Source organism: Pseudomonas sp. S3_C06, from assembly GCF_054667675.1.
In genome coordinates, this window is sequence record NZ_CP162747.1 from 4,223,403 (window position 1) to 4,239,469 (window position 16,067).

The window sequence follows — 16,067 nt, forward strand, 5'->3', positions numbered from 1 at the left end:
GACTTGCTGCCGGAGCTTTCCCATGATTCTTCATTACATCTACGACCCGCTGTGTGGCTGGTGTTATGGCGCCAAGCCGCTGGTTGAAGCCGCGCAACAGGTGTTGCCGGTGATTGCCCATGCCGGGGGCATGATGAGTGGCGCCAATCGCCAGCGCGTTTCTCCACAACTGCGCGATTACGTCATGCCCCACGACCGACGCATTGCCGAATACACCGGCCAGCCTTTTGGCGAGGCGTATTTCGACGGTTTACTGCGCGATCACTCAGCGGTGTTCGATTCGACGCCACCGATTGCGGCGGTCATGGCGGCCGAAGCCATCGACCGAGGCGGTCTGCGCATGCTGGGGCGCTTGCAGACCGCGCACTATGTGGAAGGGCGACGCATTGCTGATTCAGCCATGCTGTTGGAATTGGCGATGCAGATTGGCTATGCGCAGGAAGATTTCCACATTGCGTTTGAGTCCGTTGATAGCGAGGGGCACATAAAAGCCAGTCGCCAGTTTTTGGCTCAATTGAGCGGCCAGGGTTTTCCAACGATTGCTCTGGAGCAGAAAGGCACAATCCAATTGGTCGACATCAGTCCCTGGCTGGGCAAGCCGCAGGCATTTGCCGATTGGTTGAAACAGGCAATCGTCCTCGATGAGCCAGGCGAAGTCTCTGCACTGTGTGCGATCGATGGGTGTGCGTGACGCACCGGATTCACTGGCTGTGTGCATTTCCCAGCAAGGAGTCAGCGCAAAATTTACGTTTCTTAGACGATTTTTACCTATTTAAAGACGATTCTTGAAATTGACACATTGTTCAGGGCGCGGCTACGATTCGGCCCAACGCCTGTGGCCAACCGCCATGACTCAAAATAAGGAGCAGGCCCGCCATCACGTTCTCGTGGGCGGGCCTTTTTGTTTCGGGGTGAATAAAAGAGTGCAAAAGCGCCGTTTCCGCCGTTCGACACAGCGCGTTTCAACCCGTAATAAGGAAAACAAAATGTTGAACAAGCGAATCAGTCTGATCGCACTGGGGATGTTGAGCGCCACTCAGGCCATGGCTAACGACCAGGCCGAGTCCAAGGGTTTTGTTGAAGACAGCAGCCTCAAAGTGCTGCTGCGCAATGCTTACATCAATCGTGATTACAAAGATGGTCGTCCGGACAAAGCCGAGTGGGGCCAAGCGGCCATCGGTACGTTCTCGTCCGGTTTCACTCAAGGCACCGTGGGTGTCGGTGTTGACGCTTTCGGTCTGTACGCACTGCGTCTGGACGGTGGTGAAGGTCGCACCGGCGCGCAAGGTATCGACTTTTTCAAGCAAGCTGATCATGCGCCTGGCGGCAGTGATAAAGCGGCCAATGACCTGTCCAAGGGCGGTGCAGCCGTCAAATTCCGTATTTCCAATACGGTGCTGACCTATGGCGACCAAATGCCGGCCTTGCCGGTACTCAGCTACGACAACTCGCGTCTGTTGCCGGAAAGCTACACCGGTACGTTGATCACTTCCAAAGAGATCAAAGGCCTGGAGCTGAACGCCGGTCGTTTCACCGCTGAATCGCGCAAGAGCGCTGAAGGCCGTGACAGCGGTGGTCTGAAGTCGATCAACGTATTGGGCGGTAGCTACCAGTTCACCGAGAACTTCAAAGGCGCGTTGTACGCTTCCGACGTCGAAGACGTATTGAAGAAACAATACGTTAATGCCAACTACGTGCTGCCGTTCAACAAGGATCAGTCGCTGACCCTGGACTTCAACGGCTACCGCACCAAGCTGGATAGCTCGTACGTTCGCGAAAACACCGTTCCGGGCGAAAGCATCGTGACCGGTCGCGACAACAAGATCTGGAGCCTGGCTGCAACGTTCGCCACTGGCCCGCACTCGTTCACCGTGGCGCACCAGCGCTCCACCGGCGACAGCAACCTGGGCTACGCCTACGGCGGCTACCAGAAAGAACAGGGTCGTGTCGGCGACGGCGGCAACACGATTTACCTGGCCAACTCCTACTGGTCCGACTTCAACGCTGAAGACGAACGCAGCTGGCAGTTGGGCTATGGCCTCGACTTCGGCGCTTTCGGCGTACCGGGTCTGAGCTACAACTTTGCCTACGTGCGTGGCGACAACATCACCACGTCTACCAGCGAAGGCGGCACCGAGCGGGAAATCTTCAACCAGTTCAAGTACGTCGTGCAAAGCGGCCCGGCCAAAGACCTGAGCGTGAAGTTGCGCAGCTCGATCCTGCGCGTGTCGCAGAAATCCAGCGAGTACAACGTCAGCGGCAACGAGCTGCGTGTGTTCGTGGATTACCCGATCAATATCTTCTGATGCCTGATCAAGTGTAAGAAACATGAGAAAAACCCCGACTGGTTCGGGGTTTTTTTTCGACGGTTTTTCGATGAAAACCGGAAAAAAACCGTGTTTTTGTCATGTAAAAGTTGTTTTCAGGTGACTGCAAACGCCGTTTCAAACAGGGCTTTAAATGCCTGAAATTCTTTCTCATGGACGCAAATTCTCCACCTAATAGATTAGGCCGCTCAACGCAGCGGAGAATTTGGTAATGATCGTTTTGAACAGAGAAGTGGGCGAATCGCTACGGCGCGACAAATATGTCAACGTCCAGGGTGGTGACTTCAATCTCTACGGTCATTTTGCCGACTTCGTCAGACTGACCAAAAGTTGGGAAAACATGGAGCCTGACAGCTACTACGGTCAGGCCGAAGCCGGCATGCGTTACCGTCGTTACAGCGACTTTGAGTACAACCCCAAGACGCGCGAGTTGAAGCAGCTCGAGCATCGCGCCTACGTGCAGTCGAAAGAGAACAACGCCTATGTCGGCGGCCTGGTGCGGCACTTCCAGGATTTCTCCGATGAAGTGATTACTTCGCCGGTGATGCGCAGCCTGATCGACACCGATTTTGAAGTGTACAAAAGCGTACTGCCGGAAGAGCTGCACGATGAAATCTGGCAGTGCCAGATCCACCAGATCCGCATCGAGATCAAACCCGGCAAACAACTGGAAATCACCCCTGAAGGCATTCACTGCGACGGCTATCCATTCAGTGGTGTGCACTTCTGGGGCCGCAACAATGTCGAGGGCGCGGAGAGTCGTCTGTACGACATCCACGAGCATCAACTGGCGTCGACCACCTACCAGGAAATTCTCGACACCACTTACTTCCTTGACCGCGACATGCGCCACTACGTGACACCAGCGCGCAACAATCACACCCATGCCATGGCGTATCGGCAGATTCTGGCGATTTCCTTCTCGCGGCCCGGGACCGCTTTCGACATTGTTCGCTAATCAGATCACCCCAATCGACGGCGTCGAGTGCTCGACGCCGGTGGTGCTGCGACGCGCCACGGCCAAGGATGCGCAGCGCATGGAGCGCTTCTTCCGCCAGTTCGATGAAGTGTCCTTCTGCGAATGGCAGGACGCCAAGTGCCTGCGCGGCGTGCTGATCCAGAAAACCACCACGGCCTATCTTGCCTTCGACGTCGCTGGCGAAATCGTCGGCGCGGTGCTCGGTGGCATGCTCGGCAGTCGCGGCACCATCAACCACCTGGCCGTCAGCCCGCGCTATCGCAGCCAAGGCGTCGGTCAACGACTGGTTGAAGCGGCGTCGTCGGACATGAAACGCGTCGGTGTGTTACGGATGTTTCTGTTCGTCGACGATGCTAACCTCGCGGGCAAGCGTTTTTGGACTGCCCAGGGTTTTTGCGAGCCCCATGGCGAACGGACATTTGAGAGGGATCTATGAATGAAACGTCCGGCAGTGCGCCGTTGATGGTCAACCATCATCCGTCGCGCACGTTTGCCGAAGCCAGCCCGGTGGTCGCCGGTTATTTCACGGTGTCATTCGTGTTCGGGTTGATGGCCGTCAACGCCGGGTTGCCGATGTGGCTGCCAGTGGCGATGTGTTTGTTCGTATATGCCGGCGCTTCGCAATTCGCCGCGCTGGCGCTGATCTCCAGCGGCGCCTCGCTGACGACTATCGTACTGACCACTTTCCTGATCAACGCGCGGCACATGTTGATGTCGGTTTACATGGCCAAGGCTCTGCGCGCACTCGGCTTGAGCCGCATGGAGCGCTGGGCTTACGCCGGTGGCCTGACGGACGAATCCTTCGCGTTCCATAGCGTCAAACTCGGCACTGGCGCACCGGTCAACGTGCGTTATCTGATCGGCTTCAACTTGTTCTGCCACACCTCGTGGGTGCTTGGCGGTTTGCTCGGCGCGGTCTGTGCGCAGTACGCGGCGCACCTGATCAAGTATCAGCTCGACTACGCCCTGACGGCGATGATGCTCTACGTGCTGGTGTCGCTGTGCAACACCCGCAACAAACTCATCGCCGCTGCGGCCGCTGTGCTGTGCATGGGCGCGTTGAGTCTGGTCGGCAGCTCGCCGTTCAATGTGTTTATCGCCACGTTTGTGGGCTGCGGAGTGGGTGTATGCCTGACCAAACGTTCCTGATTCTGGTGGTCGCGCTGATGATGGCCGTGACCTTCCTGCCACGCGCCCTGCCACTGCAAGTCAATACCGAGCACTGGCCGCCGTTCGTTGCGCGCGCGCTGGAATACCTGCCGGTGGCGATCGTCGCTGCGATCAGCCTGACTCCCTTGTTGATCAAGGATCAGCACATACAGCTCGATCGCCCGGAATTCTATGCCGCAATTCCGACGTTGTTATGTGCGTATTTCAGCAAAAACCTCTTTCTCAGTGTGGCGGTTGGGACGGCTGCGTACATTGCGCTCGGCTCGTTCATGTAGCGGCAGATCGACGACGTCGCTCAGCGCCTGGCTCGACAACTCCGGATTGTTCACCGCCAGGCGAACTTCGAGGAAATCCTCGAACCCGGGGAAAATCGTCAGACCGTTCTTCTGCGCGGCCTCACGGGAGACCATGCCGACCGCGTCCATCTGCGTGATCAGCGACAGCGTCAACGTTTCACTGCACGAATAGACCATGCGCTGGCCGTTCTCGTGATTGCCCAGCCCGGCGTCGAGAAAACGCAAAAAGCTGTGGGAATACGGACAATCTTCCGCAGGACGTACCTGAAACTTGTTGCCCAGCAAGGTCAGTGGATCATTCTCCTGACCGCAATGCGCGCCGACCACCTGCACCTGCACATCGGGCAAGACAATGCTCGGCAAACCCGGCCGCTGCGGGCCGATCAGCACCGCGAGGTCAAAGTCTTCGTTCTTCAGCTTGCTGAGGTTTTCCATCGACTCGGCGTAGCTGAATTCCATCTGATAATCGGGAAACACCTCGATCAGGCGTCCGATCATTCGCCGGTTGAAGTCCGGCGACAGGGTGTTGTTCAACGCAACCTTCAACGTGCGCTGGCCCGGCACTTTCAATGCCTCGACTTTCTCTTCCATCTGTCGCGTGGCAATCAGCACTTTGTCCATATACGGCGTCAGCTCAGTGCCTTGCGGCGTCAGCGTCAGCCCTTTGTTGGAACGTCGAAACAAGCGGAAACCGAACTGCTCTTCGACCTTGTTCAACTGCGCGGCCAACGCCTGCACAGTCAGGCACGAATGCTCGGCTGCGGCCGACAGCGAGCCGGTCTGCACGATGCGCATGAGGTTGCGTAAGGTTCTGCTATCCATGGGTAATGCCCTCTGAAGTGGGCTGGGTATTGTTGTTTACGAGACTGCCGGTCAGGCGCCATATGCTGGCTATATTCCTGTACCTGAGCATAGTTGTCGCGGGTTTAGTAGCGAATCGATGTCCCCGCCGATGGCTGGAGGCTGACACAGGATCGGGGTTTTTGGTGACGTGGGGGTGATGGGGGTCAAAAAAAGTGCGTGGTTTTGGTGCGTGAAATGGATTTTTGTCGACGGTTTCTGGCGAAACTCTCATTCGTTTATGTATTGAAGATTAATTTGTATCCGTATCTGTACTAGGCTCATATTCAGGTACCTAATCAAGGAGGCGGCCACATGACCACTTCATCGCAGGCCGTAACCCCTCGCGAACAGCTCGACGCCCCCGAAGCCGGCCGCGTCGCGCTGAAGTTCTTCTTCAACCTTATGGAGCGCTGGGGCTGCAGCGCCGAGCAGCAACGCACATTGCTGGGTGGCATCGGCAACACCACGTTCTACAAATACAAACACCTGCCGAACGTACGTCTGCCCAATGACACGCTTGAGCGCATCTCTTACCTGATGGGTATTCACAAGGCGCTGAGCATCATCTTCAGCAATAGCCGCGAGCGCGCCTATACGTGGGTCAGCAGTCCAAACACCGCGGCGCCGTTCAACGGGCAAACTGCATTGGATTACATGCTGGCGGGGAGAGTGATCGACATCGCCGATGTGCGTCGCTATCTCGATGGGGTACGCGGTTGAAGGCGCCCGATTTGGTTGATGTGGCGTGGACGCGAGCCTATCGGATCGTCAACAGCAGCTTCCCGCCGATTGCGCTGTTCGAAGATGTGCTCGATCCCGAAGACCTGGAAGTTGCCTACACGCTGGAAGCGCTGACCAATGATCGCCTGATCGAACAGGCCGGGGTTCTCGCCCGTGTGAGAACCGAAGACCGACTCTCCGGCCCCGGCTCGACTCCGGTGATGGCTGCGTTTACCCACATCGGCAAACGCAGTCGTTTCTGCGATGGCACCTTCGGCGTTTACTATGCTGCGAGCAGCCAAGCCGCGGCCATCTCCGAAACCTGTTATCACCAGGAACGATTTCTTGCGGCGACTCAGGAAGCGGATCTTGAGTTGACCATGCGGACTTACGTTAATCGGGTGGTTAAACCGTTACACGACATTCGTCACGATCACCCCGAGCTGCACAATCCGGATCCGGAGGCCTATGGGCCGTCTCAGCTATTCGCCCGTCAACTGCGCGAAACCGAGTCGTGGGGACTGCTCTACAACAGCGTTCGCCTGCCGGGCCATGAATGTGTCGCCGCGTTTCGACCTCCAGCGGTATCGATTCCGAAGCAGGGCAAGCATTTGCGGTATGTGTGGAGTGCGAGTCAGCAGAAGATTTCGTTTGTGCTTGAGATCAGTCAGGTCTGAAACGCAAAAGCCCTCGCATCGGCGAGGGCCTGACACCGGCGTTCACATCAACGGCTTGTCCGGCGGCGGATCCATCACTTTCACTACATCATCGATCAGCGCTTTGCTCAATTCCTGCAAATACTGCGAGGCATAAGCGTGAAGATCAGGATCGCGCGAGACTGAAGTGTCCGCAGCGAGTAGTCGAGAGTTGTGACGCAAGTGTGAGGCGTGGGAAAGGGCGGCGATTACCGGCACACCACGATTGGTGTGGAACATTGCTTGATTGGAGTGGAAGGAAAAGTGGGTGAGGCCGAGGGTTTTCAGATCTTGAGAGTTGGTCATTTCGCTTCACCTGCCGTTGAGATGAGCGGGCGTGAAGTGACCGGTGTTGCTGACGGGCGGATTACGGATGGATCAATGGCTTTCATTTTTGAACTCCCTGTATCAAATGAGAGCTGCCATTTCGTTCTCAGGCGAAAGGGTGGCAGCTATGCGCAGGCTGAGAAACCGGAGATACAGGAACCCGGCAGACCCGAAGGTCTCCCACGCACAGCCGCCATTGCACGTGAATGCGGACACTAAAACAGCGTCGGCAATCGTGGTTTGGGGCGCTGGTGCGCCTGCATCTTACGCGGGTTCTCAGGCCCGGTCGCTGAATTGGCAGCGACGGGTTTGACGTTAGCTTGGGGAGTGTCAGGCGTGCAATCGTGGCCAGTAGTGGCTCTGCTTGGCTTCTCGTTACAGCAGATTTCTCAGGATTTCGCGCCATGCGTTTTTGTCGATCACGACTTATCCTTAGCCTTTCTTAAACAACAGAACGAGGAGATCAGCGTTGGTCGATGAACTGCAGGAATTCCAGCAGGACTTACTGGCGTCTGTACGTCAGATGAAGGCCGGTGAGGCCGCGCGCGTAACGCAGATGTTGCTCTCTGCGGCGGAGGAACAAAGCGTCGAGGCATCAAGCACTCTTGGATTGGGAAACCGGGTTGCCATTGACTCCGCCGGTTCAGTGCGCTGAGAACGCCGCTCATGCAATTCCACTTTTTATGGGCGCACCCTAATTATTGCCATTTCATAGTTTGGCATAAACGCGGAAATTTGAGCGTTTTGCGCAAAAGCCGTGCTTTGTGGGAGAAGGGCGTCTGGCGATTAAATCGACTTGTGTGGAGGAGAGGCACTATTTCTACTGAAGTTGAAACGCTGCAAAAAATGTAAACCATCCAGAAACAACAAAGCCCCTGCATTTCTGCAGGGGCTTTGTTTTGTATGGTGCGGCACCAGGAGTCGAACGATCTAATAAGTTATTGAGTTAGCTGATTAATACTTAAAGACCTGTGCGATTCTACCTCTAAAACTACCTCAAGGACCTCGCGCGCCTGAGGATCTTGCTTGACGTGACTAACGGCGAAGGGCCGGAGTGCCCCCACAGCGGCCGGTCATTCGTCTATGACGAGTTGCGCCGTTGATGTGTCAACTGTCAACCACGTTAGAGTTAGAGTAGGTCCATGGTGGCCATGGAATCAGCCATGCGGTAGCCCATCGCTTTGTAACCCGCCTGGCGCTTATCCCACATCCTCATCAGCGCGACATTACCCTCGTCAACGAAGTCGATCACTCTCACGTCGGCCTTTTCGGCATGCGATCGATGCAATCGTCCCGCATATTGCTGAAGGATACCCTTCCATGAGATGGGCATTGCCAGCACCAGCGTGTCCAACGGCGGATGATCGAAGCCTTCACCTACTAGTTTTCCTGTTGCCAGCAGCACTCGTGGAGCATCAGGGGGAAGGGACTCAAGATCATGCATACGGGAAGTTCGCTGTTTCTTAGGCACTCGCCCATGAAGCGTGAAAAGGTTATGCACGCGCTGCTTCAATTCTAATTCAAGGGCATCCACATGTTCCGTCCGCTCCGTTAACACTAGAATTTTTCTACCCTCGTTGTACGCCAGCTCAATCTCCGAGACGATTTTGGCTGTCCGCTCAGAGTCGTCGGCTAGACGCCGAAAAACGTCCTGAATCCCAAAGCCGTCGGGGACCACTATTGGTTTGGGCAGCAATCGAGGCACGACAGATAGGTCATGGGGCGCACTCGCAGGTCGAGCAGCAGAATGTCGGATCGGTCCGCACTGCATGAAAATAATGGGCTGCTGCCCATCTCGGCGCACAGGGGTTGCAGTGAGTCCCAGTACGTACCGCGCTGTAGCACTTCTCAGTAGTGCCTCGAATGACACTGCTGATAGGTGATGACACTCATCAACGATGATCTGGCCGTAATTTTTTACCTGATCGCTGATCTCGCCTTTTCGCGATAACGACTGCATTACGGCAATGTCGATGATGCCTGTAAGTTTCGCTTTTCCGCCCCCAAGAGTACCAACGACACCATTCCCGACTCTCAAGAACGCCTGCAAGCGCTCTTGCCACTGCCTTAATAGTTCTGTCCGATGCACAAGCACCAACGTGTTAATGCCACGTGCGGCAATCAACGCAGCAGCACTCACTGTTTTACCGAAAGCCGTCGGGGCGCAGAGGATACCGGTGTCATGACTTAGCATTGCGCTGACAGCAGCCTCTTGGTCAGAACGCAGGGTCCCGAGAAAGCTCACGTCGATGGGGTCGCCCGCGAAGCGTTCGTCTTTAAGAATAGGGGTAACCCCGTTTTCCTCTAAAAGCTCCAGCGCAGCATCCAAACATCCACGTGGTAACGCAATATGTTTGGGGAAGTTCTGGGCACAGCCGATAATCCTTGGCTTGTTCCACACTGACATGCGCATGGCCTGAGCTTTGTAGAACTCAGGATTTTGAAAGGCAGCGAGCCGGACAAGCTGGTTTGCCAATGGCTGTGGCAATTCCGACTTTTCAAAGTAAATTAAATTAGCCCGCGTGATGTTGACAGCAGCAGGCAACGGGCATGTCAATTTACGTGATCTCGATTCACGATCTTTCCAAGGTTCTGCATCACCTTCGTCATCGACATAGGCGACCCCTAGAGGGTCCCGATTACCCATCGCCTGAATAATAACGGGCTGGATATCTTCTGGACTCATGCGCTGAATCGATGCCAGGAAGGCCCATTGATCAGGATGAGGCTCAAGCGAGTCGTCTACAAAAACGCTATTGTTTTGGGCCCTGGCCCGCTTTTGTAAAGGGAGCGCGATGAGATTTCCAAAACCGCCTTTGGGCATATAGTCCTGGTTTGGAAACAGTCGATCATAGGAGCTGAGCCCCAACTGGCGGGTGCGCTCACAGGCATGACTGATGATTGCGGCACCGAGGCGGCGCGCATCGCAGGCAGGAACATTACGCTCAAAGAAAATCCAGCCATGAGCCCCTTGGCCTGAGCGCGAGATTTCCAGCGCCACCGGGACGTTCAACTCATGGCATGACTGTACAAAAGCCTTGGAATCATCACGCCATTCGGCCTCATCGAAGTCGACTGCCAAAAAATAACAAGTGTCATCAGAGAGTAGGGGGTAGATACCAACGACCACTTCGCCCGCCAGATGGCGATAGACCACCTCATCGGTCAGCGGAAGCAGCTGGCGGTTACCGCAGTCGCCACATTTAATTCGGGGCTTCTCACAAACACCAGGCTTCCATTCGTTTGCGCAAGCGGGTGCGTATCCTGATTTGCCTGCCTTGCTTTCCCAGCGGATGGGATAAACGTCCGTCCTACCACGAAACAAGCTTCGGAATAGGGCAAGCTTTCCATCAGTATCGAGTTGCTGTGATTGTTCTGCTTGGACAATCGCTATCTTGACTGGCTCAGCAGGCGGGCGCCATTCGATGCCATGAGCATCCAGCAAGGCAACCAATCTTGCATTCTCAGCCCTTAGCTTCGCCACCAGACTAGTGTCTATCACCGCCTTCAGCCTCTACGTCTCAGGTGAAGCCTGTAGCCTCGAGCTACAACCCTCAGTCCATCAGTAAAACATAGAGGTTATCAAACAACAGAGGTTAGGTTCAGGGGCTCAAGAGGTCTGCCCTAATCCCAATCAATTTGTTGGCTGGCTCAATCTGCCAGTTAGGGATACAGAGCGCGCAGTTGCTGGCATTCGGCTAACGTTGAAAATTCCAGGATTTTCCTAGGCGCAGAGTGATCAGGCTTGTGGTCAGCAGGTAGTAGCGCGTCGATTTCGAGTTTGAGTTCATGTGGTGGTTCAAAAACCAAACGAGATGCTTTCTTTGCCATGTCCATGGATTATCTCGGTTCCAGCGTTCAGAAATGGCTGCTTGAATAGTCTTGGCCTGGCGGATGTGACGTTCTCGTGTGGCATGTGCTCCAGTCAGTGCCCCAGCCAAGAAGATCTCCATATCGAATGGTTTATTCATACCCGACTACCGATGTACGCCGATACCACGTCGATTCGACCGTGTCCCAGCTCATAGCTGATTTGAAAGCGTGCCTCTCGATCAAGGCGTGGATCGAGGCGCCTGCACCTGCCACCGTTGATCGGCGCTAGGTGATGGGTGATCTGCTCATAGCGTTCGCATGCATAAGCCGCGCGCAATTCGTGGAAGCCTTTGAGGTTGTGCTGATGGAGGATGTTCCGTGCGGGGCGGACGATTCCCTGTTGGAAATCAAGGTAGCTTTCGTTCGGAGCAAGCAGGTTGCGGCTACCGTCGGGCGAGGCCTGTTCGGCAAACCTCAGCGCGTTACGAATATGATCATCTACCGTAATCCAACGAGGTCCCGATGCACCTGAGCGGCCAACTTTGGTGCCATCCTGGATGTTAATTCTGCCAAGTTGCTCTGCTTCACGTTGCAATCGAGGCAGGTCGGCCAAAATGGCCTCGCGCATGCGCATGCCGGTGGCTCGCGCCAACTGCGCGATGGCCGCGGCGCGAGGCATTTGGTGTTCGCAGAGCGCGTCGACGATCCGCTTCACGTGTTCGGGGTCTTGGCTTTGTGGCAGCGAGCGACGAACTCTGGTGCGCCGCATTCCCAGCGCCTTGCTCGGGCTAGGCACTTTCACATACTGATCACCGCGAAGCGCCGCCAATAGCCGTGTTGGCAACCTTCAGTTCGGATAGCGGCAATGCCTGGAAAGGGTTCGACTTCGAGACAATGAATCGATTGCATGAACATGGTTTCATCAGAAATCCGGCGAACAAGAACAAATTGATTTGGTTGACTGAGGAAGGGCTGGAGCGGGGTCGACAAATAGCCGACCGGTTATTTGGGGTGAGAGCTCATGTGGGGCATGCATCCAACCCTGATACCTGACTTAGCACTACGGCCACGTTGGGTGCCCCTGAGTATCGTCTAGTTGAGCTCGCCAACCTTAGACTCGGCGGGGTTTATGGAGCGCTTACAAATCATCGGGGTGTTTCACACGCGGCAACGCCCTCGTATCAAATGGTGAGAGCGATCCCCCTACAAAACAAAGCCTCGTAAAAATACGAGAGCTTTGTTTCGTAGGGGGGCGGAGGCAGGAATCGATCTTAATTGAAAGGGGAAACGGCTTTATTTTTTATCACTGGAAATAAATCTGTCCCCATTTTTTACGCGCGGGGCACTAAGAGCAGCTTTTTCAAACTGCCGAAACAACAAAGGCCTCGTATCAAGGCTTTATCGTGGGCACATCAATTTATTTTGACCATGCTGTCAAATATAAATTTGTACCGTAAATATAAGAGTCCACCTGATGGGTGGACTCTTATAACTATCGCTACCGTTTCGTCGCGAAATAAAAACCGGTTGCGGCTGAAACCAGTGCTACCAATGGCCCAAGAATAAGATTCAAAAGGTTTTTAAGTGCCTCCTGATCTGTACCTGGAATAATAAAGAGAATCATGGCGCCAACAGTGACGATAGACAACAGCAGCAACAGACTGTATGCGACGCGGCGCCTAGCACCATCTTCTTGCGGACGCGGATCATATACGCGGGTAACGATTTCGGTATCTCTTGCATCAGCCGTCAACTCGGTTGACCAGTCAGTCACCTTGTTGTCAGCCTGCACTGCCTGAGACCGAAAATTAACTAGTTGCACTTCCCCCATTGGAAATAATGGTTTGTCGCATTCCTCAATTGACAGATCAATGTGAGGTGTTTCGTGATGTGAATCAGTTTGCATGGTTTAAATCTCCTGGAAATGGTCATAGCATTACAACCTCCATAGTTGTGTCATTCTTCTCGTCCCTAAGAAGTATTTTCTTCCCTGCCCCTTTTTCTTTAAGCAGGAATAGTTCGATTTTCAACGCTCTTCTAATCGCGTCTGTTCTTGAGATGCTTAAAATTTTTGCTATTTCTTCAATGTGAGCGATAGCTTCGTCGGGAAGCTGAACAGTTAACTTTGTTTTACCAGACATTAGTACTCTCCTAAAAATTTAATGAATGCACTAAAATGCATTACGTTTTTAAATTTCGAGACATGTCATATCTAAATGCCCTATTAGAAAATAAATTTCTACGAGCAACGGAGTTTTCAGTTTTATTTTTTAAACTTCTTAGCTGATTTTTTGAGATTTGCATTTTGCTTTCCTTCTTTTTTGGTTAGTCATCTTAAATTTTCTATAATTTGGGAGTTTGTGGCTCGGCGAGTACTTTAATACGGCAAAAAGCCGTACGCAAGGAGTTTTTTTAGGCGATTTTGGTGGTCATTTATGGTGGTAAAATGCCAGTATTGTGAGAGGGTGCGGAGCGAGTAGCTAAATTCAGCGACATGTTGAAGGTGCGCATGTTCGGGACGTAGGGAGGCAGCGGCTTAGAGACAAATCCGAGGTGTTGGGTTGTTGAGCCATAACGTTGGTCAATGCGTGCAAATATGTGACCCCGTAAAAATTGCCCCCAGGAGCTTTTTGGCAGTCGCAGGTCAGGTCCTTGGAAATAATGGCGGTCATTGCCAGCGCGTCCCTGGCAGGATGTGTTGAGATGATTTGGAGGCGTGACGAAGAGTTTCAAAGGATGCAGCCGAGAGATGGCTACAGGCGGTGTGAAATAATCGTGGACGCTTGAATGGCATCAAAAATGCCAAGTCAAAGTATATGGTCATCCCAGAAACAACAAAGCCCTCACATTTCTGCGAGGGCTTCGTTTTGTATGGTGCCGGCACCAGACGAACGGTATGTTTCGGGGAGGCGAGGTTTCCGGGCGTCTGGATTTCGGTGGAAAATTCGGCGTACCTCAACCAGTAACTATATATAAATCAGCTAGTTATGGCTTTCTGTGGAATCGAACCCGGAATGCGGGATGCTGAGTAAATTTCGCGCCGGTGTTCTGGGCCGGCCGCTGGCGATCCTTTCCACTGCCGGAGGCTTGTCTCTGGTCCACTTCTTACCCTTTGTGCACAGGCCCAGCTAACGAGGAGTTGAACTATCGCCGCGCCAAGATAAATCCTGCTGATCAGATTTGATCCGAAGTCTGTCGTGACGGCATATTGGTCCAAACCGACGGAGGCCTTGGTCATGAGCGCAGCAAAACAGTTTCACGCCCAAATCGATGGCAAACAGATTCAGGGCTGGGTGGTGAAGGACGGACGCTCATACCTAGCTTATGCGGATTTTCGCGCAAAACAGATCGTTGTCCGTGGAAGTTCCGAACCAAATGCCATTAGCAAATGGCGTGAGGAAGCCAACTACGCAGCTAACGAATAGGACATTCAGTTCCAGGCGAGCACCCAATGACCCCTACGACCAGAAAAAACAAGCCGATGATTGCGAAATATGAGGGCTTGAGTCAGTCGTAAAGCGCGCCTATGAGACGCCTTTTGAAAAAAACTCAGAAAAATCAGTTTTTTTTTCACGATAGGGGAGGCTTTTATGACCCCCACTGAAGGCGTGGATGTCTTCCTCCTTAGAGGCGTAGCTTTCTCCCTCCAGGAGACATTGTCGACTCCCAAAACATACTCATCGCTAAACACATCCAACTTTGAAACACATTTAGCCAATCGAGACACAGTAAACTTAACTTAGGGGGCTGACACAGGCGCCTCCCCCCCACCGTTGCCAGCCCTGTTTAGAGCCACCATACTCCAGCCAACGGTAAATTAAGGGGGATCAGGGGATGACTAAGTTAACGACAACGGTGAAGGCGAAAAAGCCGGCGCCGGTAGAAAGCAAGGAAATCGAGAAACGGTGGGGAAAGGATTTGGTAGCGGCGGGATGGACAGCCATTCCCAATGTGCTTTTCGACTGCTCACAACAACTGGGGCTGAAACACCTGCATATCGTGATCATTCTGCATCTGGCCGGCTACTGGTGGCAGGCGGGCAATGATCCTTATCCGACCAAAGAGACCCTTGCTAAGAAAATTGGGGTAACGGCCCGGACAATCCAGCGGTCAATCGCCGAGCTTGAGGAAATGAAATTCATCACTCGACACGCCCGAAAGTCGAAGTTGGGCGGTAACCTCGCGAATCGCTATTCCTTCGATGGGATCATCGAGGCCGCTACCCCGTACGCTAAAGCCATCGTGGACGCGCGCGAGAAGCAAAAAGCTACTGGTGACGGCCGTGCTACACGTAAAAAGCCAGCCACTTTGGAATTGGTCAAATAAGAGGACAGCGGTGGACGATTCAGTCGTCGAACCCAAAGGAAGTACGACGATGAACAAAACCGCCACACAACTGGGTGATGAAAGCCTGGCAGATGCCTTCCGTGAGTTGATGAGCGTCGTCATCAGCATGCGCGAGGCAGGTGTCGAATTGAGCCAGGTGCAGCATGCGCCTGAATTCACCTACTTGCTGACTCCCAAGCAGTTTGACCGGATAAAGCGTATTTGCCGTGAAAAGGGCTGGTCGGAGCCAAACCGGAGGGGCATTTTGATTGACCTTCAAGCCATCGCTCATCCATTGGATTCTCGCGAGAGCAAAGACAACTGCACCCCAGAAGAAGCTTTGCAGATCCTGGTGAACGCGTATTGCGCTTACAGCCAGATAGGCTTGAACAAGCCCAAGCATGCTCAGGGTATTCTCTTTAACACCGGCAGAAAGGTCAGCGTAGGCAACGGCAGCTATTACGCCTTGGCGGTCGTAAAAGTATGCGAGGACGGGGCTATAAGGTACTTGGCCCCGGTTACTGCGTATCACGCAACCGAGGCCAAGATCCGAAACATTAAGTGACTACGA

The 16,067-nt window shown here is 53.9% G+C and carries 18 protein-coding genes and 2 pseudogenes; 13 read left to right on the forward strand and 7 right to left on the reverse strand.

Going from position 1 to position 16,067, the window contains the following annotated elements; all coding sequences use genetic code 11:
* Nucleotides 1–22: 22 nt before the first annotated feature.
* From AB4N44_RS18795 to AB4N44_RS18820, 6 genes are all read left to right on the forward strand, one after another.
* Nucleotides 23–691 carry a DsbA family protein gene (locus AB4N44_RS18795; protein ID WP_460108034.1) on the forward strand — a complete coding sequence of 223 codons (669 nt, stop codon included), beginning with the start codon at nucleotides 23–25 and terminating at the stop codon, nucleotides 689–691.
* A 295-nt stretch (nucleotides 692–986) separates the two neighbouring features.
* Nucleotides 987–2,306, forward strand: a complete 1,320-nt coding sequence (locus tag AB4N44_RS18800; protein WP_038359882.1) for an OprD family porin — start codon at nucleotides 987–989, stop codon at nucleotides 2,304–2,306.
* 232 nt (nucleotides 2,307–2,538) lie between these two features.
* Nucleotides 2,539–3,285 carry a 2OG-Fe dioxygenase family protein gene (locus AB4N44_RS18805; RefSeq protein WP_116029292.1) on the forward strand — a complete coding sequence of 249 codons (747 nt, stop codon included), beginning with the start codon at nucleotides 2,539–2,541 and terminating at the stop codon, nucleotides 3,283–3,285.
* Nucleotides 3,286–3,364: 79 nt separating this feature from the next.
* On the forward strand, nucleotides 3,365–3,742 hold the full coding sequence (locus AB4N44_RS18810; RefSeq protein ID WP_008080517.1) for a GNAT family N-acetyltransferase: 378 nt from the start codon (nucleotides 3,365–3,367) through the stop codon (nucleotides 3,740–3,742).
* A complete protein-coding gene (locus AB4N44_RS18815) occupies nucleotides 3,739–4,455 on the forward strand; it encodes an AzlC family ABC transporter permease (protein WP_316917464.1) in 717 nt (238 codons plus the stop codon). The genes AB4N44_RS18810 and AB4N44_RS18815 overlap by 4 nt, the downstream gene beginning before the upstream one ends.
* Nucleotides 4,434–4,751: an AzlD domain-containing protein gene (locus AB4N44_RS18820; RefSeq protein ID WP_007952614.1), complete on the forward strand. Its 318-nt coding sequence runs from the start codon at nucleotides 4,434–4,436 to the stop codon at nucleotides 4,749–4,751. The genes AB4N44_RS18815 and AB4N44_RS18820 overlap by 22 nt, the downstream gene beginning before the upstream one ends.
* On the opposite strand, the gene AB4N44_RS18825 is transcribed toward AB4N44_RS18820, so the two are convergent.
* Complete coding sequence (locus AB4N44_RS18825) at nucleotides 4,668–5,594, reverse strand: LysR family transcriptional regulator (protein ID WP_008080520.1); 927 nt, start codon at nucleotides 5,592–5,594, stop codon at nucleotides 4,668–4,670. The genes AB4N44_RS18820 and AB4N44_RS18825 overlap by 84 nt on opposite strands.
* Nucleotides 5,595–5,927: 333 nt before the next feature.
* Here AB4N44_RS18825 and AB4N44_RS18830 point away from each other — a divergent pair, with 333 nt between their 5' ends.
* Together AB4N44_RS18830 and AB4N44_RS18835 are read left to right on the forward strand one after the other, a co-directional pair.
* Nucleotides 5,928–6,335 (forward strand): MbcA/ParS/Xre antitoxin family protein, encoded by a 408-nt coding sequence (locus AB4N44_RS18830; RefSeq protein ID WP_460108030.1) that lies wholly within the window; start codon nucleotides 5,928–5,930, stop codon nucleotides 6,333–6,335.
* A gap of 11 nt (nucleotides 6,336–6,346) precedes the next feature.
* On the forward strand, nucleotides 6,347–7,012 hold the full coding sequence (locus tag AB4N44_RS18835; RefSeq protein ID WP_460111696.1) for an RES family NAD+ phosphorylase: 666 nt from the start codon (nucleotides 6,347–6,349) through the stop codon (nucleotides 7,010–7,012).
* 42 nt (nucleotides 7,013–7,054) lie between these two features.
* Here the strand turns inward: AB4N44_RS18835 and AB4N44_RS18840 are convergent, their stop codons facing one another.
* Nucleotides 7,055–7,336, reverse strand: a complete 282-nt coding sequence (locus AB4N44_RS18840) for a DUF3077 domain-containing protein (protein WP_460108029.1) — start codon at nucleotides 7,334–7,336, stop codon at nucleotides 7,055–7,057.
* A 490-nt stretch (nucleotides 7,337–7,826) separates the two neighbouring features.
* On the opposite strand from AB4N44_RS18840, the pseudogene AB4N44_RS18845 reads away from it, so the two are divergent.
* A pseudogene (locus AB4N44_RS18845) lies at nucleotides 7,827–7,937 on the forward strand (helix-turn-helix domain-containing protein); the annotation flags it as partial.
* A 549-nt stretch (nucleotides 7,938–8,486) separates the two neighbouring features.
* Here AB4N44_RS18845 and AB4N44_RS18850 read toward each other — a convergent pair.
* The 3 genes and pseudogenes from AB4N44_RS18850 to AB4N44_RS18860 form a co-directional block, all read right to left on the reverse strand.
* A complete protein-coding gene (locus AB4N44_RS18850; protein ID WP_460108027.1) occupies nucleotides 8,487–10,859 on the reverse strand; it encodes a TOTE conflict system archaeo-eukaryotic primase domain-containing protein in 2,373 nt (790 codons plus the stop codon).
* 196 nt (nucleotides 10,860–11,055) lie between these two features.
* On the reverse strand, nucleotides 11,056–11,328 hold the full coding sequence (locus AB4N44_RS18855) for a hypothetical protein (protein WP_322270236.1): 273 nt from the start codon (nucleotides 11,326–11,328) through the stop codon (nucleotides 11,056–11,058).
* Nucleotides 11,325–12,005, reverse strand: a pseudogene (locus tag AB4N44_RS18860) (integrase domain-containing protein); the annotation flags it as partial. The pseudogene AB4N44_RS18860 and the gene AB4N44_RS18855, both read right to left, overlap by 4 nt.
* Between AB4N44_RS18860 and AB4N44_RS18865 the strand changes: the two are divergent.
* Nucleotides 12,005–12,223 carry a DUF6429 family protein gene (locus AB4N44_RS18865; protein ID WP_460108025.1) on the forward strand — a complete coding sequence of 73 codons (219 nt, stop codon included), beginning with the start codon at nucleotides 12,005–12,007 and terminating at the stop codon, nucleotides 12,221–12,223. The pseudogene AB4N44_RS18860 and the gene AB4N44_RS18865 sit on opposite strands and share 1 nt — an antisense overlap.
* Nucleotides 12,224–12,668: 445 nt before the next feature.
* Here AB4N44_RS18865 and AB4N44_RS18870 read toward each other — a convergent pair whose 3' ends face one another.
* Together AB4N44_RS18870 and AB4N44_RS18875 are read right to left on the reverse strand one after the other, a co-directional pair.
* Entirely contained in the window at nucleotides 12,669–13,076 is a 408-nt protein-coding gene (locus tag AB4N44_RS18870) for a hypothetical protein (RefSeq protein ID WP_460108024.1), read from the reverse strand.
* A gap of 22 nt (nucleotides 13,077–13,098) precedes the next feature.
* Nucleotides 13,099–13,311 carry a ribbon-helix-helix protein, CopG family gene (locus AB4N44_RS18875; RefSeq protein ID WP_460108022.1) on the reverse strand — a complete coding sequence of 71 codons (213 nt, stop codon included), beginning with the start codon at nucleotides 13,309–13,311 and terminating at the stop codon, nucleotides 13,099–13,101.
* A 1,095-nt stretch (nucleotides 13,312–14,406) separates the two neighbouring features.
* On the opposite strand from AB4N44_RS18875, the gene AB4N44_RS18880 reads away from it, so the two are divergent.
* The 3 genes from AB4N44_RS18880 to AB4N44_RS18890 all read left to right on the forward strand — a co-directional run bounded on the left by AB4N44_RS18880 (nucleotide 14,407) and on the right by AB4N44_RS18890 (nucleotide 16,061).
* Nucleotides 14,407–14,595: a hypothetical protein gene (locus AB4N44_RS18880; RefSeq protein WP_460108020.1), complete on the forward strand. Its 189-nt coding sequence runs from the start codon at nucleotides 14,407–14,409 to the stop codon at nucleotides 14,593–14,595.
* Nucleotides 14,596–15,004: 409 nt separating this feature from the next.
* Entirely contained in the window at nucleotides 15,005–15,496 is a 492-nt protein-coding gene (locus tag AB4N44_RS18885; protein ID WP_095155734.1) for a helix-turn-helix domain-containing protein, read from the forward strand.
* Nucleotides 15,497–15,545: 49 nt separating this feature from the next.
* Nucleotides 15,546–16,061, forward strand: coding sequence for a hypothetical protein (locus AB4N44_RS18890; RefSeq protein ID WP_460108017.1), 516 nt, complete (start codon nucleotides 15,546–15,548; stop codon nucleotides 16,059–16,061).
* Nucleotides 16,062–16,067: the final 6 nt, after the last annotated feature.